The 26,219-nt window shown below is 58.3% G+C and carries 20 protein-coding genes; 10 read left to right on the forward strand and 10 right to left on the reverse strand.

What is annotated here, in order from left to right:
• Positions 1–195 precede the first annotated feature (195 nt).
• The 5 genes from prmB to dapC all read right to left on the reverse strand — a co-directional run bounded on the left by prmB (position 196) and on the right by dapC (position 5,721).
• On the reverse strand, positions 196–1,092 hold the full coding sequence (gene prmB / locus PHT20_RS03650; RefSeq protein WP_301019477.1) for a 50S ribosomal protein L3 N(5)-glutamine methyltransferase: 897 nt from the start codon (positions 1,090–1,092) through the stop codon (positions 196–198).
• Positions 1,089–2,264: a succinyl-diaminopimelate desuccinylase gene (gene dapE / locus PHT20_RS03655; protein WP_301019478.1), complete on the reverse strand. Its 1,176-nt coding sequence runs from the start codon at positions 2,262–2,264 to the stop codon at positions 1,089–1,091. The genes prmB and dapE overlap by 4 nt, the downstream gene beginning before the upstream one ends.
• A 6-nt stretch (positions 2,265–2,270) precedes the next feature.
• The gene (locus tag PHT20_RS03660; RefSeq protein ID WP_301019479.1) at positions 2,271–3,449 is read right to left on the reverse strand and encodes a PilT/PilU family type 4a pilus ATPase; all 1,179 of its coding nucleotides are present in this window, start codon (positions 3,447–3,449) and stop codon (positions 2,271–2,273) included.
• A gap of 69 nt (positions 3,450–3,518) precedes the next feature.
• Positions 3,519–4,343, reverse strand: coding sequence for a 2,3,4,5-tetrahydropyridine-2,6-dicarboxylate N-succinyltransferase (gene dapD / locus PHT20_RS03665; protein ID WP_301019480.1), 825 nt, complete (start codon positions 4,341–4,343; stop codon positions 3,519–3,521).
• A 163-nt stretch (positions 4,344–4,506) separates the two neighbouring features.
• Complete coding sequence (gene dapC / locus PHT20_RS03670) at positions 4,507–5,721, reverse strand: succinyldiaminopimelate transaminase (protein ID WP_301019481.1); 1,215 nt, start codon at positions 5,719–5,721, stop codon at positions 4,507–4,509.
• 60 nt (positions 5,722–5,781) lie between these two features.
• Here dapC and PHT20_RS03675 point away from each other — a divergent pair, with 60 nt between their 5' ends.
• Positions 5,782–7,020: a phosphodiesterase gene (locus PHT20_RS03675; RefSeq protein ID WP_301019482.1), complete on the forward strand. Its 1,239-nt coding sequence runs from the start codon at positions 5,782–5,784 to the stop codon at positions 7,018–7,020.
• Between the two features lie 9 nt (positions 7,021–7,029).
• Here the strand turns inward: PHT20_RS03675 and murI are convergent, their stop codons facing one another.
• The 3 genes from murI to PHT20_RS03690 are packed head-to-tail and all read right to left on the reverse strand — an operon-like array spanning position 7,030 to position 11,161.
• Positions 7,030–7,860: a glutamate racemase gene (murI, locus tag PHT20_RS03680; RefSeq protein ID WP_301019483.1), complete on the reverse strand. Its 831-nt coding sequence runs from the start codon at positions 7,858–7,860 to the stop codon at positions 7,030–7,032.
• A gap of 7 nt (positions 7,861–7,867) precedes the next feature.
• A complete protein-coding gene (locus PHT20_RS03685) occupies positions 7,868–9,574 on the reverse strand; it encodes a hypothetical protein (protein ID WP_301019484.1) in 1,707 nt (568 codons plus the stop codon).
• A 33-nt stretch (positions 9,575–9,607) separates the two neighbouring features.
• Positions 9,608–11,161, reverse strand: coding sequence for a fumarate hydratase (locus tag PHT20_RS03690; RefSeq protein ID WP_301019485.1), 1,554 nt, complete (start codon positions 11,159–11,161; stop codon positions 9,608–9,610).
• A gap of 100 nt (positions 11,162–11,261) precedes the next feature.
• Here PHT20_RS03690 and nhaA point away from each other — a divergent pair, with 100 nt between their 5' ends.
• The gene (gene nhaA / locus PHT20_RS03695; RefSeq protein ID WP_301019486.1) at positions 11,262–12,443 is read left to right on the forward strand and encodes a Na+/H+ antiporter NhaA; all 1,182 of its coding nucleotides are present in this window, start codon (positions 11,262–11,264) and stop codon (positions 12,441–12,443) included.
• 2 nt (positions 12,444–12,445) lie between these two features.
• Here nhaA and PHT20_RS03700 read toward each other — a convergent pair whose 3' ends face one another.
• On the reverse strand, positions 12,446–13,045 hold the full coding sequence (locus PHT20_RS03700) for a YqhA family protein (protein WP_301019487.1): 600 nt from the start codon (positions 13,043–13,045) through the stop codon (positions 12,446–12,448).
• Between the two features lie 143 nt (positions 13,046–13,188).
• On the opposite strand from PHT20_RS03700, the gene acs reads away from it, so the two are divergent.
• Complete coding sequence (gene acs, locus PHT20_RS03705; RefSeq protein ID WP_301019488.1) at positions 13,189–15,186, forward strand: acetate--CoA ligase; 1,998 nt, start codon at positions 13,189–13,191, stop codon at positions 15,184–15,186.
• Positions 15,187–15,300: 114 nt separating this feature from the next.
• On the opposite strand, the gene PHT20_RS03710 is transcribed toward acs, so the two are convergent.
• Positions 15,301–15,606, reverse strand: coding sequence for a c-type cytochrome (locus PHT20_RS03710; RefSeq protein ID WP_301019489.1), 306 nt, complete (start codon positions 15,604–15,606; stop codon positions 15,301–15,303).
• 109 nt (positions 15,607–15,715) lie between these two features.
• Here PHT20_RS03710 and PHT20_RS03715 point away from each other — a divergent pair, with 109 nt between their 5' ends.
• The 7 genes from PHT20_RS03715 to PHT20_RS03745 all read left to right on the forward strand — a co-directional run bounded on the left by PHT20_RS03715 (position 15,716) and on the right by PHT20_RS03745 (position 26,196).
• Positions 15,716–15,955 carry a TIGR04438 family Trp-rich protein gene (locus PHT20_RS03715; RefSeq protein WP_301019490.1) on the forward strand — a complete coding sequence of 80 codons (240 nt, stop codon included), beginning with the start codon at positions 15,716–15,718 and terminating at the stop codon, positions 15,953–15,955.
• Positions 15,956–16,248: 293 nt separating this feature from the next.
• Positions 16,249–18,084, forward strand: coding sequence for a dihydroxy-acid dehydratase (gene ilvD / locus PHT20_RS03720; RefSeq protein WP_301019491.1), 1,836 nt, complete (start codon positions 16,249–16,251; stop codon positions 18,082–18,084).
• Positions 18,084–18,899, forward strand: coding sequence for a prolipoprotein diacylglyceryl transferase (gene lgt / locus PHT20_RS03725; protein WP_301019492.1), 816 nt, complete (start codon positions 18,084–18,086; stop codon positions 18,897–18,899). Before ilvD ends, lgt begins: the two co-directional genes overlap by 1 nt.
• Before the next feature lie 138 nt (positions 18,900–19,037).
• Entirely contained in the window at positions 19,038–19,856 is an 819-nt protein-coding gene (locus PHT20_RS03730) for an enoyl-CoA hydratase/isomerase family protein (protein ID WP_301019493.1), read from the forward strand.
• A 2-nt stretch (positions 19,857–19,858) separates the two neighbouring features.
• The gene (locus PHT20_RS03735) at positions 19,859–21,406 is read left to right on the forward strand and encodes a malonyl-CoA synthase (RefSeq protein ID WP_301019494.1); all 1,548 of its coding nucleotides are present in this window, start codon (positions 19,859–19,861) and stop codon (positions 21,404–21,406) included.
• A gap of 41 nt (positions 21,407–21,447) precedes the next feature.
• Positions 21,448–22,611, forward strand: coding sequence for an FIST N-terminal domain-containing protein (locus PHT20_RS03740; RefSeq protein WP_301019495.1), 1,164 nt, complete (start codon positions 21,448–21,450; stop codon positions 22,609–22,611).
• 3 nt (positions 22,612–22,614) lie between these two features.
• A complete protein-coding gene (locus PHT20_RS03745) occupies positions 22,615–26,196 on the forward strand; it encodes a response regulator (RefSeq protein ID WP_301019496.1) in 3,582 nt (1,193 codons plus the stop codon).
• Positions 26,197–26,219 lie beyond the last annotated feature (23 nt).

Below are 26,219 nucleotides of genomic sequence, written 5' to 3' on the forward strand. Positions count from 1 at the left end.
CAGTCATGGCGGGTTGAAACCTGCCCTACAGGGAGCGATGACAAAGTTAGACAAAGGGGGTGGTCAGGGGTCGATACCAAAGTTTGAAGATACGGCAATGTCAAGGGACGATGGCAGTGTTCGAAGGTTTGGCAAGATCAGGCGATAGGGCAATGTCATGGGTTGGGCTACTCACCAAATGGTGTAGGGCGGACTTCAGTCCGCCAAGGCCAGCAGCGCCTCTCGGGTGACCAGCAGCACCTGGTCTTCACCCGCGCTGGTTTCCAGCCAGATCACCTCAAGCCTTGGAAAAGCGGCCTCGAAGTGGTTGCGCTCATGGCCAATTTCTAACACCAGCACCGCGTCAGGCGTCATTTGCGCCGGGGCGTCGTGCAACAGCTGGCGAATGAAGTCCATGCCGTCGCTGCCGCCGGCCGTGTTGCCGTCCAGCGCCAGTGCCGGCTCGGCTTGGAATTCGGGTGGCAGGGCGGCCATGCTTTGGGCGTTGACGTAGGGTGGGTTGCACAAAATCAGGTCGTAATGGCTGCCCATGGTGGGGATGCCGTCGCACTGGCGCAGGGTGATGCGCTCATGCAGGCCATGGCGGTCGATGTTGATGCGAGCCACTTCCAGCGCCTCGACGCTGATGTCGCTGGCCTGCACTTTGACATCGGGGTAGACCATGGCGGCAATCACTGCCAGGCTGCCGTTGCCGGTGCACAGGTCCAGCACGCGGTGGGTGTCTTCGTTGAGCCAATAGTCCAAACTGCCTTCCATCAGCACTTCGGCTATCAGCGAGCGCGGCACGATGGTGCGCTCGTCCACATAAAACGCCACCCCTTGCAACCAGGCCTCGTGGGTGAGGTAGGCGGCTGGTTTGCGGGTGCTGATGCGTGCATCTAAAAGTGTAGCTACCTGCGCTTGTTCTGCCTGGGCTACAGGCCGATTTGCCATTGAACTTTCACCCTCAAGCGGTGTATCCAATGGCAAGCCCAGTTGCCACAGCACGAGCCAGGCGGCCTCGTCAAAAGCGTTGGTGGTGCCGTGGCCAAAACTAACCCCAGCTGCTTCAAGCTGCTGCGCGCTGGTTTGAATGAGTTCAAGCAGGGTCATGGGGTCAGTTGCTCATGCAGGTTTTGCAGCACGCGCTGGTAGATGCGGGTCAGGGGCTCGATGTCGGTCAGGGCAATGTGCTCGTTGACCTTGTGGATGCTGGCGTTGGGGGGGCCCAACTCGATCACTTCAGGGCAGATGTTGGCAATGAAGCGGCCATCAGAGGTGCCGCCGCTGGTGGAGAGCTCCGGGGTGATGCCGACTTCGGTTTCAATGGCTGCGACCACCGCTTTGACCAGGGTGCCAGGAGTGGTTAAAAATGGCCGTCCACCTAGCGTCCAGGTCAGGTCGTAAGCCAGCTCAAAGCGGTCTAGCACGGCTTGCAAGCGTTGTTGCAAAGACTCGGGGCTGGACTCGGTGGAAAAGCGGAAGTTGAAGTCCACCACCACACTGCCAGGAATGACATTGCTGGCGCCGGTGCCGCCATGGATGTTGCTGACCTGCCAGGAGGTGGGGGGAAAAAAGGCGTTGCCCTCGTCCCAGCGCATGCCCACCAGCTCAGCCAGCGCGGGGGTCAGCATGTGAATGGGGTTTTTGGCCAGGTGCGGGTAGGCAATGTGGCCTTGCACGCCTTTGACTGTGAGCTTGCCGCTCAAGGTGCCGCGGCGGCCGTTTTTGATCATGTCACCGGTGCGGGTCACCGAGGTGGGTTCGCCCACAATGCAGTAGTCAAGCCGTTCGCCCTGCTGGGTCAGCCACTCGCAGACTTTGACGGTGCCGTCCAGCGCCGGACCTTCTTCGTCGCTGGTGAGTAAAAAACCAATCGACAAAGGTGTGGCCGGGTGGGCTGCCACAAACCGCTCGGTGGCCACCACAAACGCTGCCAGCGATGTTTTCATGTCGGCTGCACCCCGACCAAAGAGCTTGCCATCGCGCTCGGTGGGAGTGAACGGGGCGCTGTCCCATTGCCCTAAGGGGCCGGTGGGCACGACATCGGTATGGCCAGCAAACACAATTATTTTTGTAGCTGTTCGCGCACTATCTATAAGCGTTGCAGGCCTTTTTGACCATAAATTTGTGACCACGCCATCGGCCGGGCCGCTGCTGAGGGTGTGGTGCTGGAAGCCAATGGCGCTCAAGCGCTGGGCAATGAGTTGCTGGCATTGAGCATCTTGCGGGGTTTCAGAGCGGCAGGCAATGAGTTGTTTGGCCAGCGTGAGGGTAGGGGTCATAAGGGGCTAGGCCTGGTGGTCGATGTCAAGCGTGATTTCGGTGAAAGTGGGTTGGTCGTCGGGGTCTTCTGCCTTGACCTGCGATTGCGCTTTGGCACGCGCGGCAAAGTCGTTTTGCAGCCGCCACATCAGGTTGGTGGGCGAGTCGGCGTTGGCCAGGCCTTCTTTGCGGTCGACCATGCCCGCAGTGATGAGGCGGGCAATGTCTTGCTCAAAGGTTTGGCTGCCTTCGGCCATGGCGTTTTCCATGGCATCCAAAATGCCTGAGAAGTTGCCCTTTTCGATCATTTCGGCCACCAGCTTGGTGTTCATCATGATCTCGACCGCGGGCGCGCGAGTGTCGGCAATGGTGCGCAGCAGGCGCTGGGAAATGATGGCTTTGAGCGCACTGGCCAGGTCGCCCAGCATGGTTTGGCGCACTTCCACTGGGTAAAACGACAAAATCCGGTTGAGCGCCTGGTAGCTGTTGTTGGCGTGCATGGTGGCCAGGCACAGGTGACCGGTTTGCGAATAGGCAATGGCCGCGGTCATGGTTTCGCGGTCGCGAATTTCACCGATAAAAATCACGTCAGGCGCTTGGCGCAGGGCGTTTTTCAGGGCAATTTGGGTGGACTGGGTGTCGCTGCCCACTTCACGCTGGTTGACGATTGCTCGCTTGTTTTTAAATAAATACTCGACCGGGTCTTCAATGGTCAGGATGTGGCCAGACATGCTGGCGTTGCGGTGGTCAATCATCGAGGCCAGGGTGGTGCTTTTGCCCGCGCCAGTGGCGCCCACCATCAGCACCAAACCCCGTTTTTCCAACATCAGGTCAGACAAAATAGGCGGCAATGAGAGCGATGCCAAGGCCGGAATGTCATTGGCAATGTAGCGAATCACCGCCGCCACCGACCCCCGCTGGCGCATGCCGCTGATGCGAAAGCGCCCCACGCCGGGCAGAGACCAGCCCATGTTGAGTTCACCCAGGTCTTGCAGCTCTTCAATGCGGTCAGGCGGCAAAATTTCACTGAGCAAGTTCATGGGTGCGTCAGGCGGCAACACCTGACTGTTGACTGGCACGCACTGGCCGTTGATGCGAATCAAGGCCGGGGAGTGGGCAGACAAATACACATCTGAGGCGCGCTTGTCGGCCATCAGCCGCAAGATGCGCTCCATGGTGCCTGATGGGAGATTGCTGGTGGCCATGGTGAAGGTGTGTTTAAGGGGGCATTTGCCCAAGGCGCTGGGTTTTTACTTCTGCGCGGCGGGCGGTGCTTAGTCTCGCAACAAATCGTTCAAGCTGGTCTTGGCGCGGGTTTGGGCGTCGACGTGCTTGACGATGATGGCAGCATACAGGCTGTATTTGCCACCGTCTTTGGGCAGGTTGCCGCTGATCACCACCGAGCCAGCCGGGATGCGGCCATAACTCACCGTGTCTGTGGCACGGTCGTAAATGGGGGTGCTTTGGCCAATGTAGACGCCCATCGAAATGACCGAGTTTTCCTCCACGATGACGCCTTCCACAATTTCTGAGCGGGCGCCAATGAAGCAGTTGTCCTCGATGATGGTGGGGTTGGCCTGCATGGGTTCGAGCACGCCGCCAATGCCGACACCGCCGCTCAAATGCACGTTTTTGCCAATCTGCGCACATGAACCTACCGCCGCCCAGGTGTCCACCATGGTGCCTTCATCGACAAACGCGCCAATGTTGACAAACGAGGGCATCAAGATCACGCCTTTCGCCAGGTAGCTGCCACGGCGCGCCACAGCCGGCGGCACGATGCGCACGCCGGTGGCTTGCAAACCAGAGGCGGTCATGTGAGCAAATTTGGTGGGCACTTTGTCGTAAAAAGCCAGGTCGCCGCCTTTGATGACCTCGTTGTCATTGAGGCGAAAGCTCAGCAGCACGGCTTTTTTGATCCACTGGTGCGTCGTCCACTGACCCACGCCGTCGCGCGTGGCCACACGCAGGTGGCCGGTGTTGAGCGCTTGAATCACATGTTCAACCGCATCCACCACCTCTTTGGGGGCAGAGGCGGCAGAAATGCTGGCACGGTTTTCCCAGGCGTTGTCAAGAATGGTTTGCAGTTGTTGGGTCATATAAAAATTGGAGGGTAATTCAGTGGAAAAAGAATGATAAGACGGTGCATTCAGTAGCGCCTAGCGCAATGGCCGGTTTTGGCTGCCGACGATTTCTGGTACCCCAGTATGAGGAGGCCGCCAAAACCGGCCATTGCGCGGGTACAGCAAAGAGCGCCAGACTTCAAACGCGGGTTTTAACAAATTCAACAATGCGTTGTGCAGCCTCTACACACTCAGCGGTATCTGCCACCAAAGCCATCCGAATGCGCCCCAAGCCAGGGTTTTGCCCTTGTGCCGTGCGCGCCAAATAGCTGCCCGGCAGCACCGTCACATTGTAGTTAGCGTACAGCTCACGCGCAAAAACGGTGTCGTCACCGGCCACATCCGCCCACAAATAAAACCCTGCGTCGGGCAAAGCCACGTCCAGTACGCTGGCCAGCAGTGGCGTGACCTGGGCAAACTTGGTGCGGTACAGCGCCCGGTTGTCGACCACATGCGCTTCGTCTTGCCAGGCGGCGATGCTGGCGGCTTGCACCACCGGGCTCATGGCGCTGCCGTGGTAGGTGCGGTAGAGTAAAAACGGCTTGATCAGCGCCGCATCACCGGCCACAAAGCCACTGCGCATGCCCGGCACATTGCTGCGCTTGGACAGGCTGGTGAGTGAGATCAGGTTTTTAAAGTCAGTGCGCCCCAGCTTGGCAGCCGCTTCCAGCCCCCCCAGCGGGGGTTCGTCGCGGAAATAAATCTCGCTGTAACACTCGTCTGAGCCAATCACAAAGCCAAACTTGTCACTGAGTTCAAACAGCATCTGCCACTCTGACAGCGGCATCACCGCACCGGTGGGGTTGCCGGGCGAGCAGACGATGAGCAACTGGGTGCGCGCCCACACCGCGTCAGGCACGCTAGCCCAGTCAGGGGCAAAGTTGCGCGCCGGGTCACTGGCCACAAAATAAGGGTCAGCCCCAGCCAGCAGGGCGGCGCCTTCGTAGATTTGATAAAAAGGGTTGGGGCACACCACCAGCGGTTTGGGCTCAGCCGCATGGGTCGGGCGGTTGACCACGGTTTGCGTCAAGGCAAACAAGGCTTCGCGCGAGCCCAGCACCGGCAACATTTGGCTGGTGGGGTCGAGGCTGAGACCATAACGGCGTTGCAGCCAGCTGGCAAAAGCCTCGCGCAGTGCTGGCTCTCCCGCGGTGGCGGGGTAGCTGGCCAGACCGCTTGGTCGGCGCTCAATGGCCTTGACCATGGCCTGCTGAATCAGGGCTGGCGTGGCGTGGCGGGGTTCGCCCAGCCCCAAGCTGATCGGTGTGTAGGCGGGGTTGGGGGTGAGGTCTGCAAAGAGCTGGCGCAGACGCTCAAATGGGTAAGGTTTTAACAAAGAAAGAAGGGGATTCATGGCTGTCATTATCCGGTAGAGTAGGGCGCTTACCCCTACCTCTGCAGTGCACTGAAAACCATGGCCATGGACTTGATTGAATTTCGCCCCGAGTTGCTGTTCATCGGCATGTCTTTGCCTTTCACTTTGCGAGACGACAACGGTTTGATTTTGCTGGCCAAAGGCCAAAAAATTGAGACCAAGCTGCAGCTGACCGGCATTCAAAGCCGCCCCAAGCTCTTTGTAGAAATTGATGAAACCGATGCCGGCGTGCGTGCCATGATGTCTGGCATCACCGAGCTGAACCGCGCTGGTGCCCCCATCAAAGACTTCTACAAGTTTTTAAATATCAAAGAGCCGAACAAAGCCGCAGACAAAGAGGTGGGCACCTTGAGCCAACGCTGGGGCGATGTCGAGTCCAAACTGGGTGGGCTGCTGGCCAGCTATGCCACCACCAGCGACTTTCAAGACAAAATTTATGCGCTGGATCAGGTCATCGTGCGTCTGCTCAATCAAGACGCCACCGGCTCGCAGTTTTTGCTGTTCAACCGCGCCATCACCCATTTTGAAGGCTACAGCGTGATGCATGCCTTGCTCTGCGCAGCGTTGGTCAACGACCTGGCCACCACCTTTGGCTTGACCAATGAAGAGCGCCGCAGTCTGGCCTGCGCTGCGTTGACCATGAATTTGGCCATGACACACCTGCAAGACCTGCTGGCGCAACAAAAAGCTGCCCCCAGCCCGGTGCAACGCAAGCAGATCGACACCCATGCCCAAGACAGCCACACGCAACTGCGCCAAGTGGGGGTGACGGATGCCGATTGGCTGGAAGTGGTGGCTTTGCACCACTGCACGCAAACCGGCGCTGACAAACTGCTTGACTGGCCGCGCGTGCCGCGGCTGGTGAAAATTTTGCAAACGGTGGATCGCTACACCGCGGCCATGAGCCCACGCAAGTCGCGCGCAGGTCGCACCGCGCGTGACTCGGTGCGCTGCGTGGTGCTGCCGTTGGGTGAAACCAAGCACGACGAAGTGGGCACCGCTTTGGTCAAGTTGCTGGGGTTAAGCCCACCTGGCACCTATGTGTTGTTGGCCAACGGCGAGACCGCGGTGGTCGTGCGCCGTGGCCTGAAACCGGCCGAGCCCTGGGTGGCGGTGGTGCTCAACCGTGCTGGACAGTTGATTGCTGAGCCCAAATTGCGCGATACCTCACGCGAGGGGTTTGGCATTCAAAGCACCTTGGCGGCCACGGCTGTTAAAGTGAATCTGAACATGGAACACATGCTCAAGTTGATTCCACGTGGCGTGTTGACGGCGTAGCAGCCCAGCTCAACGGGTGATTGAATCAAGCCGTTCGGCTTGGCAAGCGCGCTCACCCAGCCAGCGCTCAACAGCCAAGCTCAGTGCGCCGGGTTGCCCGGTGGAAAGCAAGCGCAATGACCCGGGTTGGCTGCTGGCATTGAGTTGATGCAGCATGCGGCGCGTGTGCCGCGCCACGGGTTCACCGTTGTCTACCAAATGCACCTCAGGCCCCACCAGTTGGCGAAAGTGGTCACTGGCAAACGGGTAGTGGGTGCACCCCAGCACAAGGCAGTCGATCAGACCATTTTTTATGCCAAATTGGCCTGTAGAGCCGGTGTATTGTGCGCAAAGCGCTCTGATTTTTGGAGTGTCGTCACGCTCAATGGCATCCGCCAGACCGTCACAAGGTTGACAGATGAATTCTGCTTGCCCGGTCAGGCCATGGAGCAATGTTTTGAATTTTTGGCTGTTCAAGGTGCTGCGCGTGGCCAGCACCCCAATGCGCTTGGTGTGGCTCAAGGCGGCTGCGGGTTTGAGCGCCGGTTCGACCCCGATGATGGGCAGTTGGGGGTGCTCTTGCCGCAACACATGCACCGCTGCAGCTGTGGCGGTGTTGCACGCCACCACCAGCGCTTTGATATTGAGGTGCGCTTGGCTTTGCAAATGCTGCGTCAAGGTGCGCGCACGTTCAATCACAAACGCTTCATCGCGTTCACCATAGGGTGCGAAGCCACTGTCGGCCACGTAGACAAAGTTTTCAGTGGGCAGCTCGGCGCGCAATGCCTTGAGCACACTCAAGCCACCGACACCGCTGTCAAACACCCCAATCGGGCGCGCGCTCTGATCTGGGGCGGTCATGGCAGGGCTAAAGGTTGCTGCCCAGGCTTGGCTGCGTGGGGTTGGGCACCGCATCGAACCCGAGCTCAGTGGTGCTGAGTTGGGTTGAAAACAATGAAAAATCTGGGGTGGCCATGCGCAGGGTTTCCAGGTCAAGCGGCATGGGTTGACCTTGGCGAATCATGACAAATTCATCTACACCAGGCAGCACATCCATGGGGGGCAAGAGCAGCCCCCAGCGCCAAAAAATATTTTGACTGGCGATCAGCAGGGCACGGTGCCCTACGTTTTGTTGGTGGTGATGGAGGGTAATGACCACCGGCTCGGCGTAGTGGCTCAGCACTGCCAAGTCCAGCAGCACGGTGTTGCTGCTCACGCGTTCAAGCCGCGCGACCACCGCCAAACAGGGGTGCTTGATGGCTTCACCCATCCCGTAAGCTAGCAGGGAACCCACACTCAAGGGCGTGGTGTAGCTGGATTCCTGGGTGCTGAGTCGGATGCGGCTGGGCGTTTCATGCACCAGCGTCCACAGCGTGCTTTGTCCGCTGTGGTGGTCTTGCGCCATGATGGCCGAGCGTTTGGCCAAGGCGTCGGCGAGTCGTTCCTCATGGGCAAACTCACCTTGCTGGTGTTGCAGCAGGGCAAACACTCCCGAGAAGCCTACAAACAGTCGCAAGTCTTGCAACGGGTGGCTGTGCTCGCTGGCGGGTTCAGGTGCAGTCTGATCCAGGGCATGCAGCAGGGTGTGAGCGACCACCAGCCTTTCTTGCTCTTTGAATTTGGCCAAGCGCGCCGGCACATCTGCCATTTTCTTGCTGCGCAAGGCTTTGATCAAGGCCAGGCAGTCAGTGCGAATGTGGGTAAAGAGCACCGCGCAGTCAAGCACCACCTGCGATGACTCAGGTTGTGTGGCCGAAAGTGGTGCCGGTGTGGCAATGACATCACGTCGCGCTGGCTGGTGGCAGGGTTGAAACACCAGTCGCACTGACTTTGCCACACTTTTCAAGTAGCTCAGAGTGACCCATTGCAACTGTGTGGGCCACTGCAGGGGCTTGAAGAAGTCAAAAATGACTGCGCCGATGAACAAGCTGGCAACGCTTTGTGGCGACTCCAGGCCCAACTGGTGTTTGAGCGTGCGCCGGGGTTGGTCAATGCGGTCGTGCGCCTGGAGCGTATGCAGCACGGTGTGCAGGGCTCGCCAATCGTTTTGATCAGGCAACTGGTAGCGCAAGGCTTTGAGTTGCTGCGTGAGTTGAAACAATTCCATCACCCGAACGCCAGCTTGTTGAAACTTGGCTCTTGCGCGCTGAAACTGAAAATTTGACAACTGGTAGTAGCTGTTGAACAAAATCTGGTTGGAGACCATCAGGATATGGCTGATCTCAGCCGCCAGCAAGACCCGCTTGCGGCGCTCCGCTGGTTCAGGCACGGCGGCGGCTGTGGGCTGGGGGTGGCACACCTGCAAGGCAGGTTCAAAAAATAACTGAGTAACCTCGTTGGTCAATTGTTGCCTTTGCCGGGTGCTCAAGGCACAGCGGTTAAGGTGTTTGACGCGGTCTTTGATCAACTCAAAGACCGCGGTGGGGTCTTCTTGGGCGCGTTTGAGCTTCGCATCAAACGCCAACCCCAGTCCACTTTGAGCCTGCAGCCGTTGTGAAAGCGCCGGGAATTTGAAGCCCAGTGGGGCGGCACGGGGCGGCAAGTCCAACCCCAACGCCCCTCTGAGGCTTGTCAACAGGCTCCCCATGGCGGCTGCGTGCTGGCTGACTTAACGGCCTGAAACCGCAATGCCCTTGAATTCACCGGTGGCAATGCGTTGCTGCCATTCGGCTGGGCCGGTGATGTGCGCGCTGGTGCCGCCCGCATCTACCGCCACCGTGACAGGCATGTCGACCACATCAAATTCGTAAATGGCTTCCATGCCAAGGTCAGCAAAGCCCACCACTTTGGAGGTCTTGATGGCTTTGGAGACCAGATAAGCTGCGCCGCCCACCGCCATCAGATAGGCGCTTTGGTGTTTTTTGATGGCCTCAATGGCCACCGGACCACGTTCGGCCTTGCCAACCATGGCAATCAGGCCGGTTTGCGCCAGCATCATCTCGGTGAAACCATCCATGCGGGTGGCGGTGGTGGGGCCGGCGGGGCCCACCGCTTCGTCGCCCACCGGGTCAACGGGGCCGACGTAATAAATCACGCGGTTGGTGAAGTCCACCGGCAGTGGCTCGCCCTTGGCCAGCATGTCTTTGATGCGCTTGTGGGCGGCATCGCGGCCGGTGAGCATCTTGCCGTTGAGCAGCAGGGTGTCGCCGGGTTTCCAGCTGGCCACTTCTTCTTTCGTCAAGGTGTTGAGGTTGACCCGCTTGCTCTTTTCTGTGTCGGGTGCCCATTGCACATTGGGCCAAGTGTCCAACGAAGGTGGTGTCAGGTACACCGGGCCACTGCCGTCCATCACAAAATGGGCGTGGCGGGTAGCGGCGCAGTTGGGAATCATGGCAATGGGTTTGCTGGCAGCGTGGGTGGGGTACATGGCAATTTTCACGTCCAGCACGGTGGTCAGGCCGCCCAAGCCTTGTGCGCCAATGCCCAACGCGTTGACTTTTTCATACAGCTCCAGGCGCAATGCTTCCACTTGGGTCAGTGCCTCGCCTTTGGCAGCTTTTTCTTGCAGCTCGTACATGTTCAGGTCGTCCATCAGGCTTTGTTTGGCCAGCAACACGGCTTTTTCAGCCGTGCCGCCAATGCCAATGCCCAACATGCCCGGTGGGCACCAGCCCGCACCCATGGTCGGCACGGTTTTCAGCACCCAGTCAACCACGCTGTCGCCGGGGTTGAGCATGTACATCTTGCTTTTGTTCTCGCTGCCGCCGCCTTTGGCTGCTACGGTGACTTCAACCGTGTTGCCGGGCACGATTTCGGTGACGATCACTGCTGGGGTGTTGTCACGCGTGTTTTTGCGGGCAAATTCAGGGTCGGCCACCACGCTGGCACGCAGGGTGTTGCCGGCCAAGGTGTAGGCACGGCGCACGCCTTCGTTGATAGCGTCATCCAGACTGCCGGTGAAATCTGTCCAGCGTACGTCCATGCCCACTTTCAAGAACACGTTGACGATGCCGGTGTCTTGGCAAATCGGGCGGTGGCCGGTGGCGCTCATTTTGCTGTTGGTCAAAATTTGGGCAATGGCGTCTTTGGCGGCCGGGCTTTGCTCGCGCTCATAAGCGCGTGCCAGGTGCGCAATGTAGTCGGCCGGGTGGTAGTAGCTGATGTATTGCAGCGCAGCGGCAATGGATTCAATCAGGTCGTTTTGGCGGATGGCGGTGCTCATGGTCGGTGTTGCCTTAAGGGTGTTGAGGTTTCAAGTGTCACGCTAATATGGCAGTTTAACCAAGCCCCCCAACACGGGCTGACGCACCTGCCTTCAGCACATGATCAAAAAACTGCTCTCCAATGTCACCCCTTTCATCAACAGCCAAACCCTGGGTGGTGTGATGTTGGCCGTTGCGGCCATGCTGGCTTTGCTGCTGAGCAACTCGGCCTGGCGCGGGGGGTATGAGCAGTTGCTGCAGTTCCCGGTGGCGTTGCGTTTTGGGGTGGACGCCTTGGTGTTGGCCAAGCCCATGCTGATTTGGATCAACGACCTGTGGATGGCGGTGTTTTTCTTTTTGGTGGGGCTGGAAATCAAACGGGAATTGATCGACGGCGAGCTGGCCTCATTTCGCCAAGTGCTGTTGCCTGCGGTTGCCGCGCTGGGTGGCATGGTGGTGCCGGCGCTGATTTTTGCGACCATCAACAGTGCCGACCCAGTGGCCTTGCAGGGCTGGGGTATTCCAATGGCCACCGACATTGCATTTGCTTTGGGTATTTTGGTGTTGCTGGGCAGCCGCGTGCCGGTGTCGTTGAAGATTTTTTTGACAGCGGTGGCCATCATTGACGACCTGGGTGCCATTTTGGTCATCGCTTTCTTTTACACCGCCAATTTGTCGTTGCCCATGTTGCTGGCGGGCGCTGCCGGTGTGGGGGTGTTGTTCACGTTGAACCGTTGGCGTGTGGTCGCCATTGGCCCCTATGTGGTGGTGGGGCTGGTGATTTGGGTATGTGTGCTCAAGTCGGGCATCCATGCCACGCTGGCCGGGGTGATCACAGCGCTGGCGATTCCCATGACCGATGGCAAGGGCGGCTCGCCCCTGCAAACGGCCGAGCACGCTTTGCACCCTTGGGTGGCCTACCTGGTGTTGCCGGTGTTTGCCTTTGCCAATGCTGGTGTTTATTTGGGCGACGCGACACTGGGCAGCTTGCTGAAAAGCGTGCCGCTGGGCATTGCTGCGGGCTTGTTGCTCGGCAAGCCATTGGGCGTGCTGGGCGCCGCCTGGGTGATGATTCGGTTTGGCGGCAGTCAATTGCCTGAGGGGTGCAGCTGGCTGCAGTTTGCCGCAGTGGCGGTATTGTGTGGGGTTGGCTTTACCATGAGCCTGTTCATTGGTTCACTGGCCTTTGAGGGCGCTGGCGCGGCTTACGCAGCGCAGGTCAAGATAGGTGTGTTGCTGGGGTCTGTGGCCAGCGCAACGCTGGCCGTGCTGCTGTTTGTGCGCAGCACGCCAGCGCGTTAATTTCAGTGTGACTTGGCGCTAGCGTGGCTCATCAGCCGGTCGGTGTAGGCAATCGCCATGGCCGAGAGCAAAAACGCAATATGGATGCCGGTTTGGGCAATCAGCACCTTGTCGCTGTAGTTGTCGGCATTGATGAAGGTCTTGAGCAGGTGAATCGAGCTGATGCCGATGATGGACATGGCCAGCTTGACCTTGAGCGTGGAGGCATTCACGTGGTCGAGCCATTCGGGCTGATCGGGATGGCCTTCCAGGTTGATGCGGCTCACAAAGGTTTCATACCCGCCCACAATCACCATGATCAGCAGGTTCGAGATCATCACCACGTCAATCAGTGCCAGCACCACCAGCATGATGATGGTTTCATTCAGGTGGGTCACTGGCTCACTGGTTTTGTAGCCAATGCCGTCGATCAATGCGGCCAGCGCCGTCTGGCTGCCAAAAGCGGCTTCAAGCAGGTGCACCAGTTCCACCCAAAAGTGAAATACATACACGCATTGCGCGGCAATCAGACCCAGGTACAAAGGCAATTGCAACCAGCGGCTGGCAAAAATCAAGCGTGGAATCGGGCGCATGGCCAGTGGTTTGGTGTGGTGTTCAGACATGAAGCAATGTATTTTTAAAAATTCAGAAAGTTAAGAAAAGCCATTTTACCGAGGCGCGTGTCAGTCGGGTGACAGTCAGTAGCATGTAAGTGCCACGCATGACATTACCGGGCGAACTTTGTTTATCTAGAGGAGACTTATCTGTGACTACACCTAAAACTGCTGTTGAATCCACATTGGTTGAAAACCGCGTATTCCCACCCAGCGAGGCCACCGTCAAGGCGGCGCGCATTCAGGGCATGGAAGGCTACAACGCCTTGTGCGCTGAAGCTGAAAAAGATTTTGAGGGCTTTTGGGCTCGTTTGGCACGTGAAAACGTGGTTTGGAACAAGCCTTTTACCCAAACCCTTGACGAGTCCAATGCACCGTTTTACAAATGGTTCCAAGACGGCGAGCTCAATGCTTCTGCCAACTGCCTAGACAAGCACATTGGCACCCCCAATGAAAACAAGGTGGCTGTGATTTTTGAAGCCGATGGCGGCGAAGTCACCAAAACCACTTACAAAGAACTCTTGGCCAAGGTCAGCCAATTTGCCAACGCGCTCAAAGCCCGTGGCATCAACAAAGGCGACCGCGTGCTGGTCTACATGCCCATGGGTCTGGAAGGCGTGGTCGCCATGCAAGCCTGTGCCCGCATTGGCGCGACCCACAGCGTGGTGTTTGGTGGCTTCTCGGCCAAGGCACTGCAAGAGCGCATCATTGACGCAGGCGCTGTGGCCGTGGTCACCGCCAACTACCAATTGCGCGGCGGCAAAGAATTGCCCCTCAAAGGCATTGTGGACGAAGGTCTGGGCCTGGGCGGTTGCGAGTCCATCAAAACCGTGTTTGTGTTTGAGCGCACCCCGTCCAAGTGCAACATGGTCGCTGGCCGCGACATTACCTTCACCGAAGCGCTGGCCGGTCAAAGCACCGAATGCGCACCCGTGATGGTGGGCGCAGAGCACCCGTTGTTCATCTTGTTTACCTCAGGTTCCACTGGCAAACCCAAGGGCGTGCAGCACTCCACTGGCGGCTTCTTGCTGTGGGCCAAGCTGACCATGGACTGGACGTTTGACCTGAAGCAAGATGACGTGTTCTGGTGCACGGCCGACATCGGCTGGATCACCGGCCACGCCTACGTGGCTTACGGCCCATTGGCTGCAGGTGCCACCCAAATCATTTTTGAAGGCATCCCCACCTACCCCAACGCCGGTCGCTTCTGGCAGATGATTGAGCGCCACAAGTGCTCCATTTTCTACACCGCACCCACTGCCATTCGCTCACTGATCAAGTCGGCTGAGTCTGACGAAAAAGTGCATCCAGACCGCTCTGACCTGACCAGCCTGCGCATCTTGGGCTCGGTGGGTGAACCCATCAACCCCGAAGCCTGGATGTGGTACTACAAAAACATTGGCCATGAAAAATGCCCGATTGTGGACACCTTCTGGCAAACGGAAACCGGTGGTCACATGATCACCCCGTTGCCTGGCGCTACCCCATTGGTTCCTGGCAGCTGCACCTTGCCACTGCCCGGCATCATGGCCGCCATCGTCGACGAAGTGGGCGCTGATGTGCCCAATGGTTCAGGCGGCATGCTGGTCATCAAACGCCCCTGGCCGTCGATGATTCGCACCATCTGGAACGACCCAGAGCGCTTCAAGAGCGGCTATTTCCCGGCAGAAATGGGCGGCACTTATTACCTGGCTGGTGACGGCGCGGTGCGCAGTGCTGACCGAGGCTATTTCCGCATCACCGGCCGGATTGACGACGTGTTGAACGTGTCGGGTCACCGCATGGGCACCATGGAAATTGAATCGGCTTTGGTCGCCAAGACCGACCTGGTGGCTGAAGCTGCTGTGGTGGGTCGCCCAGATGACCTCACCGGTGAAGCCATTTGCGCCTTTGTGGTGTTGAAACGCGGCGTGCCTACCGGCGACGAAGCTAAGCAAATTGCCAAAGAGCTGCGCGACTGGGTGGCCAAAGAGATTGGCCCGATTGCCAAGCCCAAAGACATCCGCTTTGGTGAAAACTTGCCCAAGACCCGTTCTGGCAAGATCATGCGCCGCTTGCTGCGCTCGCTGGCCAAGGGTGAAACCATCACCCAAGACACCTCCACGCTGGAAAACCCAGCCATCTTGGGACAGTTGGGTCAAACCTACTGATGCTATTGTAAGTAGAGCTACTAGCGCTTGATTCATAAGCGCTAGAGCCCTATTTGGTATATAAAAAAAGCCCGCTGTTGCGGGCTTTTTTGTGGGTGCCTGAAAAGGGCGGCGCTACTTCAGCGACAAAATCCACTTCACCAGCGTTTGCGCTTCGGCTGGACTGACTTGGGGGTTGGCGGGCATAGGGATGACGCCCCACGCACCCTTGCCCCCTTTGATCACTTTGTCGGCCAGCATGGCAGTGGCGGCGTCTTGCCCCGCGTATTTTTTGGCAACATCTTTATAAGCTGGCCCCACCACTTTTTTCTCAACCGTGTGGCAAGCCATGCAGTTTTTCTTTTGCGCCAGGGCAGTGTCTGCCAGCGCAGGGGCGCTGACCAAGGCACAGACAAGCATGGGTAAAAGGGGCAGTTTCATGGTGGGTTGTCCTTGAAAAGTGGGGTAGAGTTGTTGGTGACTGATTGTAGGTAATGCGGTTTTTGGAGTGTCTTGCTTCACTGTGTGATTTTGGTTCGAAAGGTTGGCGATGTATTTCTTAGGTTTAGGCGTGATGTTGCTGGTGCTCAAAGTGCTGGCTTGGGAGCCGGTGGCAAGCTTGTCTTGGTGGTGGGTGGCACTGCCTTACGTGATGGCAGTAGCCTGGTGGGCGTGGGCGGACAGCTCCGGCTACACCAAGCGCAAGGCCATGGATCGTGAAAACCAAAAACGCGATGCCCGCCGTGAGCGCACCAAAGAAGCGCTGGGCACCATCAACCGCCGCCGCTAAGTCAATGTACTGTGGTGAGTTGAGTTGAGGGTTTAACCCGGCTGGGCGACTGGGTCAGAGGCGTGCGGTTTTGGGGTGAAAGCACGCGCGGGGCTGACGGTTCAGTGTGCTGAAACCTTCTTCGCGCGCATTTCACCCCAAAGCCCGGTCCCCTGACCCAGCCGCCGCGCCGTGTCAGAGTCACCACAACAGCAGCCAAGTCACTACCCACTTGCAGCGCATCTCAGCAGACACCTGCGCCATAATTCAGCACACTTTTTTCGCTTTCCACCCTTAACCCAAGCTCACTGACCATGCCCATTTACCGCTCCAAAACCACCACTGCTGGCCGCAACATGGCAGGTGCCCGTTCGCTCTGGCGTGCCACCGGCATGAAAGATGGCGACTTTGACAAACCCATCATCGCCGTGGTCAATTCGTTCACCCAGTTTGTGCCCGGCCATGTGCACCTGAAAGACCTGGGGCAACTGGTGGCGCGCGAGATTGAAGCCGCTGGTGGCGTGGCCAAAGAATTCAACACCATTGCGGTGGACGACGGCATTGCCATGGGGCACGACGGCATGCTCTACAGCCTGCCCAGCCGCGACATCATTGCCGACAGCGTGGAATACATGGTCAACGCGCACTGTGCTGATGCCATGGTGTGCATCAGCAACTGCGACAAGATCACCCCCGGCATGCTGATGGCCGCCATGCGGCTGAATATTCCAGTGGTGTTTGTCTCGGGTGGCCCCATGGAAGCGGGCAAAACCAAACTCAGCGTGTTCAAGCTTGACTTGGTCGATGCCATGGTGATGGCCGCTGACGACAAAGTGTCTGATGCGGATGTGGCTGAAGTCGAGCGCAGTGCCTGCCCCACTTGCGGTTCGTGCTCTGGCATGTTCACCGCCAATTCCATGAACTGCCTGACCGAAGCGCTGGGCTTGTCCCTGCCGGGCAACGGCACGGTGGTGGCCACCCATGCCGACCGCGAACAACTGTTCAAACGCGCCGGGCATTTGATTGTGGACTTGTGCAAGCGCTATTACGAGCAAGCCGATGCCACGGTGCTGCCACGCGCCATCGGCTTCAAGGCTTTTGAGAACGCCATCACGCTCGACATTGCCATGGGCGGCTCGACCAACACCATCTTGCACATTCTGGCGGTGGCGCAAGAGGCGGGCATTGACTTCACCATGGCCGACATTGATCGCGTTTCGCGCAGCGTGCCGCAGCTCTGCAAAGTGGCCCCCAACACGCCGAAATACCACTTGGAAGACGTGCACCGTGCCGGCGGCATCATGGCCATTTTGGGTGAGCTGGACCGCGCAGGCAAGCTGCATACCGACGTGCCCACGGTGCACGCCAAAACCCTCAAAGACGCGCTGGACGTGTGGGACATTGCCCGCAACCCCAGTGCTGAGGTGCAAACTTTTTACCGCGCCGGTCCTGCGGGTGTGCCGTCGCAAGTGGCGTTCAGCCAAAAAGCGCGCTGGCCAAGTTTGGATGTGGATCGGGCCGAGGGTTGCATCCGCTCGGGCACACATGCCTACTCGCAAGAAGGTGGCCTGGCCGTGCTGGTGGGCAACATTGCGCTCAACGGCTGTGTGGTCAAGACCGCAGGCGTGGATGAATCGCTGCTGGTGTTTGAGGGGCCAGCCTACGTGACCGAGTCGCAAGACGAAGCGGTGGCCGACATTTTGGGCGACAAGGTCAAGGCCGGTGACGTGGTCATCGTGCGCTACGAAGGCCCCAAAGGTGGCCCTGGCATGCAAGAGATGCTTTACCCCACCAGCTACATCAAGTCCAAAGGCCTGGGCAAAGCCTGTGCGCTGCTTACCGACGGGCGTTTTTCGGGCGGCACTTCGGGCTTGTCGATTGGTCACGCTTCGCCAGAAGCGGCCGGTGGTGGCGCGATTGGTTTGATTCGCCAGGGCGACCGCATCCGCATTGATATTCCCAACCGCTCCATCAACGTGCTGGTGTCGGATGATGAGTTGGCGCGCCGCCGTACCGAGCAAGATGCACTGGGCTGGAAGCCTGCCAAACCGCGCCCGCGCAAGGTCTCTAGCGCCCTCAAGGCCTATGCCAAGCTGGTGATGTCAGCTGACAAGGGTGCCGTGCGCGACGTGTCTTTGTTGGAAGACTGATGCTGCTGCACCCAGACATCAACCCAGTGGCGCTGCAACTGGGGCCGCTTGCCGTGCATTGGTACGGGCTGACTTATCTGGCAGCTTTTGGGTTGTTCATGTGGCTGGGCAACTTGCGCCTGCGCCACCAACCCTTTGCTTCAATGACCGGCGCGCAGGCCTGGAGCCGCAAAGACGTGGAAGACATTTTGTTTTTGGGGGTGATGGGGGTGATCTTGGGCGGGCGCCTGGGCTACTGCCTGTTTTACAAACCTGGCTACTACGCGGCGCACCCTTTGGAAGTGTTTGCAGTGTGGCAAGGTGGCATGAGTTTTCATGGTGGCTTGCTGGGCGTGGTGGTGGCTGAGATGTGGTTTGCCTGGTCGCGCAAGCGCCCGCTGCTGCAAGTGGCTGACTTTGTGGCGCCCTGCGTGCCCACCGGTTTGGCCATGGGGCGGTTGGGCAACTTCATCAACGGCGAACTGTGGGGCAGGGTGGCCAGTCCGGATTTGCCCTGGGGCATGGTGTTTCGGGGGGCGGGAGACTTGCCGCGCCACCCGTCGCAGATTTACCAGTTTTTGCTGGAGGGCTTGCTGCTGTTTGTGATCTTGTGGCTCTATGCCCGCAAGCCGCGTGCGCCCGGGCAGGTGGCTGCAGTGTTTGTGCTGGGCTACGGTGTCTTCAGGTTTACCGCTGAATTTTTCCGTGAACCCGATGCCCATTTGGGGCTGCTGCAGTTGGGCATGAGCATGGGGCAATGGCTGTGTGTGCCGATGATTGTGGGCGGCGCTGCCCTGTGGCTGTGGGCGCGTGCGCGCCAGCCCCTTGGGGCTTGAGGGTGCCAAGCCAGGCGCATAGCTTGACAGCCATGACGCGCTGAGTTGTTGACTTTTTACATAACAAAATAGGCTCTAGCGCTTATAGAATAAGCGCAAGCAGCTATTTAAAATATAGCTATTGACAAAATTTTTCTGATGTCACCATCGATTCAATACACGCAACACGACGGCCTGGCGCGGGTTACTTTGCATTACCCCAAACGCTTCAACGCCATGAACCGCGTCATGTGGCGACAACTGCGAGACGTGTTTGAGCGCATTCAAACCAGCCCAGATGTGCGTTGTGTGCTGGTCTCCGGTACGGGTGCACACTTTTGTGCCGGGGGCGATATTTCTGAGTACGCCAGTTTTCGCTTTGAAGAGGCCAGCTTGCGCGAGTTTCATGAGCAAGATGTGTGGGGTGCGTTGAGCGCCATGCTGGCTTGCGACGTGCCGATGGTGGCGCAAATTGCGGGCAACTGCATGGGCGCTGGGGTTGAGTTGGCCAGCTGTTGCGACATTCGCCTGAGTGCCGAGTCGGCCCAGTTTGGCGCGCCCATAGCCAAGCTGGGTTTCCCGATGGCGCCGCGTGAGGCCGCGCTGGTGTCGCAGCAGGTGGGTGAGCTCACAGCGCGGCACATGCTGCTGGAAGCCGCAGTGTTTGGCGCGCCTGAAATGCTGCAACGCGGTTTCTTGAGCCGGGTGGTGGCAGACGCCGACTTGCCCGCCGTGGCGCAGGCCAGCGTGCAGCGCATCTTGAGCCTGGCACCCCAGGCGGCGCGCCTGAACAAGCAGACATTTAGAGCATTAAATAGGCCTCTAGCGCTTATCAATAAAGCGCAAGCTGCTACACAAAATGAATCAACTGATGAGCCGTTGGCCACGCTGCTGGCTGGCGCTTATGCCTATGCGCAGGGCGCCGAGCAGCGTGAAGGCATCACTGCATTTCTGGAAAAACGTGCCCCCAAATTTTGATCATGACCGCGTTCTCATCCACCCCCAACGCCAACCTTTATGCCCACCTGCGCCAGGCTTTTCCGGCCGACTTGACGGCCTGCGCCGTTGAAACTGATGCGGGTCAGATCTACAGCTGGGCCGACCTGGAGCGCGGCAGCGCCATGTTGGCCAACTTTTTGGAGTCGCTTGATTTGCCAGCCGGTGCGCGCATTGCCGTGCAGGTAGATAAATCGGTCGAAGCCCTGATGCTTTACCTTGCCACCTTGCGGGCGGGCTTGGTGTTTTTGCCCCTGAACACGGCTTACCAAAGCGCTGAAATTGCATATTTTTTAGGCAATGCCGAGCCTGATGTGGTGGTCTGCAGCGCGCTGCACTTTGGCTGGGTCAGCACACTGGCGTTTCAGGCCGGCACGCGCTGGGTGTTCACCTTGAACGACGACCGAACCGGCTCTTTGCTGGCGCGCGCGGCCCAGTGCGCTGACCAGCATTCGGTGGCCGTCTCCCAGGCGGACGACCTGGCCGTCATCATTTACACCAGTGGCACCACCGGGCGCTCCAAGGGCGCCATGCTGACCCACGGCAACATGCTCAGCAACGCGCTGGTGCTCAAAGCGGCGTGGAGCTGGCGCAGCGCAGCACAAGGTGGCGATGTGCTGCTGCACACACTGCCTATTTTTCATGTGCATGGCTTGTTTGTGGCGATCCACGGCGCCCTGATCAATGGCAGCAAAATGATCTGGCTGGCCAAATTTGAGCCGCGCACCGTGCTGCGCTACTTGCCGCAGGCCACGGTGTTCATGGGCGTGCCCACACTGTATGTGCGCCTGTTGGCCGAGCCGGGACTGAACGAAGCCGTGGTGCGGCACATGCGGCTGTTCATTTCGGGCTCAGCCCCGCTGCTGATGGACACTTTCACCGCCTGGCAGGCACGCACCGGCCACACCATTCTGGAGCGCTACGGCATGAGTGAAACCATCATGCTCACCTCCAACCCCTACAACGGGGAGCGCCGTGGCGGCACGGTGGGCATGCCACTGCCAAGCGTGAGTTTGCGTGTGGTCGATGCCCAGGGCGCACCTGTGCCCTGCGGTGAAATTGGCGACATTCAGGTCAAGGGTGCTAATGTGTTTGCCGGTTACTGGCGCATGCCCGAGAAAACGGCTGAAGAATTCACCTTTGATGGCTTTTTCAAGACCGGTGACGTGGGCAAACAAGCTGAAGATGGCTATGTGACCATTGTGGGGCGCAGCAAAGACCTGATCATCAGCGGCGGCTACAACGTCTACCCGGCCGAGCTGGAGGGCTTCATCAACGACCTGCCCGGTGTGGCTGAGAGTGCGGTGGTGGGCGTGCCGCACCCTGACTTTGGCGAGGTGGGCGTGGCGCTGGTGGTGCCTAGGCCAGGCGTGCAACTGGATGCACAGCACATTTTGAGCCAGCTCAAAGCCACCTTGGCCAACTACAAAGTGCCCAAACAGTGCCATGTGGTGCCAGATTTGCCGCGCAACACCATGGGCAAGGTGCAAAAAAATCTGCTGCGTCAACAATTTGCGGCCAAGGCAAACTGATAGTCGTTAGTATTTGGATACTTTTCTTTTAGAGGATGCCCATGAAAATTGCTCAAGTTGTTTTGCGCCTTCCGGTCGATGTGGCGCAAGCCCTGGCACCTTTGCAAGCCATTGAGCCTGATTGGCTGTTGGTGTTTGGCTCAGGCGCATGGCTGCAGGCGTTGCAGCCGGTGTTGGCAGAGCGCTTTGCGCAGGCCAAACGCTTGGGCTGCAGCACCGCGGGCGAAATTTCTGGGAAGGGCGTCAGCGACCAAGCCTGTGTGGTCACGACCATTCGTTTCGACCAAGTGCAGGTGCACGCAGCACACACTGTGTTGCGCGACATGACGGATTCATTTGCTGCCGGGCAGCGTTTGGCGCAGGCCTTGCCCGCATCGGGTTTGCGTGCGGTGTGGGTGCTGGGGCAGGGCGTCAACATCAATGGCAGTGCCTTGATTGGGGGGCTGGCTGCGGGTCTGGATGCGGCGGTGCTCATCACCGGCGGTCTGGCGGGCGATGACGCCCAATTCAAGCAAACCTGGGTGATGGATGACACGGGGGTGCATGCCGACCATGTGGCCTGCGTGGGGCTGTATGGCCATGGTTTGCGCGTGTCACATGGCTCTTTTGGCGGTTGGATGCCGTTTGGCCCAGCACGCAAAGTGACCCGTTGCGACAACAATGTGCTGTTTGAGCTGGACGGCGAGCCGGCTCTGGATGTGTACAAACGTTACCTGGGCGAGCACGCCAAAGACTTGCCTGCTTCGGGCTTGCTGTTTCCGTTTTCGATGCTGGGGCAAGACCAGACTGACGCGGGTTTGATTCGCACCATTTTGGCGGTGGACGAGGCTGCAGGCTCTTTGACGTTGGCCGGTGACATTGACCCGGCGGGTTACTTGCGACTGATGCACGCCAGCACCGATGCGTTGGTGGATGGTGCGGAGTCTGCTGCGCAAGCTGCCAAACTGGCGCACGGGCAGTTGGGTCAAAGCCTGGCCTTGCTGGTGAGTTGTGTCGGGCGCAAGCTGGTGATGGGGGGGCGGGTTGAAGAAGAGGTGGAGGCGGTGGCAGAGGCGATGAGCCCAACCAGCGTGCCGGCCGGTTTTTACTCTTATGGCGAAATCAGCCCCATGACGGGCGAGACAGCGTGCAAGCTGCACAACCAAACCATGACCATCACGCGGGTGATGGAGGTGGATGCCGCTGCAACTGACAACGCTGTTTGAATCATGCATAAATTGCTTGCGCGTCAAACCCGCCGCCTGCTTGGCGTGGAAGAAGAACAACTGCCCGCTGTGTTGCAAGAGTTGCAGCAGTTCGCCAGCGGTGCAGGTGTTTCTGCCCAAGCGGTACAGCTGCTGAAAGGTTTGCCCGATTTTTTGACACGCGTGGAAGAGGCCTACACCCAAAGTGACCGCGATCTGGACTTGAAAACCCGCAGTTTGCAGCTGAGTTCGGTGGAACTGTCGCACAGCAATGACAGGTTGCGCCAAGAGCTCGATAGCCGCACCCGCGCCATAGACTCTTTGCGCCAAACCGCCAACAGCTTGCTGCAAACCGATAGTGTGGCGCTGCCTGACCCGCAAGAAGACAGCCTGGAGTCGCTGTCGCTGCTGATGTCTGAGCTGGTGCGCCAACGAGAAGTTAGCCAGCGCGACTTGACCGATGCGTTGGCAGATTTGGCCAAACAAAAATTTGCCTTAGATCAGCATGCCATTGTCAGCATGACCGATGTGCAAGGCGCCATCACCTACGCCAATGACAAGTTTTGCAGCATCAGCGGCTACGGGCGTGATGAATTGATTGGCCAAAACCACCGCTTGATCAACGCCGGTGTTCAGCCTGCGTCTTATTTTGCGAACTTGTGGCAAACCATTTTGGCGGGTCAGGTGTGGCACGGTGAGATCTGCAACCGGGCTAAAAATGGCGCTCTGTATTGGGTGCAAGCCACCATTGTTCCGCTGCTTGATGAGCGCAACGCCCCAGAGCAGTTCATTGCCATTCGCACCGACATCACCGCGCGCAAGCACATGCAGACGGCCGTGGCGCAGGCCGAGAGCCGGGTGCGGCGCATTGCCAATGCGGTGCCTGGCGTGGTGTATCAGTGCGAGGTGGGTGCAGGCCAAGTGCGCTACACCTTTGTGAGTGAACGGCTGGATGAAATACGTGGTCTGGATCGTGCCGCGCTGATGGCAGACGGGCAAGTGGCTTACGCCCAAGTTGTGGATGAAGACCGGCCACGGTGTTGGGCCGAGGTGCTGGCAGCAGCCGAACAACGCAAAGCCTGGCAAGGCGACTACCGCATTCGTTTGCCAAACGGCAACTTGCGCTGGATCCGTTCTGAAATCAACCCAGACCCTGAGCTCTCAGCGCAAGGCACCACCGTTTTCACCGGTATTTGGCAAGATATGACCCAGCTCAAAGAGGCCGGCGAGCGGCTGATGGAGGTCAGTGAAAGCATTCCGGTGGTGGTGTTTCAGTACCGGCTCTGGGCTGATGGGCATCAAAACTTTCCATTTTGCAGTCGTGTGGCTGAGTCCATGTGTGGCTTGTCTGCGGCTGACGTCATGGCGGATTCGGCGGTATTTTTTGAACAGGTTCACCCCGAAGATCAGGCGGCGTTTGAGCAGGCGTTTGTGACCTCTGCCAAAACATTGGCGCGCATCTCGCTTGACTTCAGAGTGTTGCACAAGCTTTCAGGGCAGGTGATTTGGGTGCATGGGGAGTCCATGCCGAAAGCAGCGGCAGATGGTGGGCTGATCTGGAATGGCTATTTGGCCGATATTTCTCAACAGAAACAGGTCAGCGAAGAATTGCGCCGCGCCAAAGAAGCGGCGGAAGTGGCCAACCGTGCCAAGTCTGATTTTCTGGCCAACATGAGCCATGAAATTCGCACCCCCATGAATGGTGTCATTGGCATGACCGAACTGGCACTGGACACCGAGTTAACGGCAGAGCAGCGCGAATACCTGGAGATCGTCAAGTCATCGTCTGATGCGTTGCTGCGCGTGATCAACGACATTCTTGATTTTTCAAAAATTGAAGCTGGCAAGCTGGTGATCGAAAAAATTCCGTTCAATCTCAATGGCATGGTCAGCGAGACATTGAAAGCTTTGGCCGTGCGTGCGCATGCCAAAGGGATTGAATTGGTCTGCGACATTGAGCCTGATGTGCCTGCTGCGGTAGTGGGCGACCCTGGTAGGTTGCGCCAGATTTTGATGAATCTGATTGGCAACGCCATCAAATTCACTGAGCAGGGGCAGGTGTTGCTGCGGGTGTCATGTGATTTGTCTGCGAAATCCTTGCAAATGTTCAACTTTTCAGTGAAAGACTCGGGCATAGGCATTGCGCCGTCTAAGCTGCACAGTATTTTTGAGGCGTTTTCCCAAGAAGACAGCAGCATCACCCGGCGCTTTGGTGGCACCGGCTTGGGGCTGTCGATTTCGTCACGTTTGGTGGAGGCTTTGGGCGGGCAAATTTCGGTGTCTAGTGAGTTGGGGGTGGGTAGTCAGTTTGATTTTTCCGTGGCCATGGCGCTGGATGCGGTGAACGCTACACCCACCGAATTGGCGCTGGGATTGAATGGTTTGCGAGTGCTGTTGGTGGATGACAACGAGGTCAACCGCACCGTGATTTCACGCACGCTTGAAAGCTTGGGCATGTTGCCCACTGCAGTTGCTTCTGGTGCGCAGGCCTTGGAGCGGTTGCAACATCCTGCGACGCAAGCCAGCGGATTTGACCTGGTGCTGCTGGACGCGCACATGCCTGACATGGATGGCTTCACCACCGCCGAGAAAATACTTGCCACTCCACATGGTGCAGATATGACCCTGGTGATGTTGTCTTCAGCCGGGTTAAAGGGCGACGCCCAGCGCTCTAAAGAGGTTGGTTTTGCCGCTTATTTGTCCAAACCGTTCACCCGGGATGAACTCGCACTTGTGTTGACGCGCGTGGTTAATCGGTCACCTGACAAGCAGGGCGACTTGATCACCCGCCACGGCATCAGGCAAGCGCAGGTAGCGCTGAGCATTTTGCTGGTAGAAGACCATGTCATCAATCAAAAGCTGGCGGTAGTGCTGATTGAGCGCTGGGGGCATAAGGTGACGGTGGCTGGCGACGGCCAAGCTGCGCTGGAGGTGTTGGCGCGGCAGTCTTTTGACCTGATTTTGATGGACATGATGATGCCGGTGATGGATGGCCTGGAGGCCACTACACTTATTCGTGCGGGGGAATCCGGCGAGCAACATGTGCCGATTGTGGCCATGACGGCCAATGCCATGCAGGGTGACCGTGAGCGCTGTTTACAGGCTGGCATGGATGACTACATCTCCAAACCGATTGAAATGGCTGAGTTGCAGCGGGTGCTGAAGCGTTTTGCACCTGAATTGCCAAACGCTGAAACACTAGATAACTCAACTTTGGGTTTGGGTGGGCAGCCTGAGCTTGATCATGCTCAGCCTGCGTTTGATTACGTGCAGGCCTTGACTGAGTCTGATCAAGAAGTGGTTGACATTGTCAAAGAGGTGTTCATGGCGCAGTGGCCGGTAGACCTTGACAAAATGACTGCGGCCTTGACCTCTGGCGACATGTCGCCGCTGCTGCACACCGCGCATGCTCTTAAAGGCACACTGGGCTTGTTTGGTGCTAAGCCAGCTACGCAACTGGCACTTGAACTTGAAAAAATGGCAGCAGATGCGCAACATGCCTTGGCCATTGATCTACCAGCGCTGCAGCACAAGCTGGATGCCTTGAGTGCCCAGGTGGGGCAGTTGATGTTGGCTTTGGAAGATCAGTCGCCGCCGGGGCAGTGATACAGTGACTGCGTTTGAAAAAA

Source organism: Rhodoferax sp., from assembly GCF_028715765.1.
GTDB lineage: Bacteria > Pseudomonadota > Gammaproteobacteria > Burkholderiales > Burkholderiaceae_C > Rhodoferax.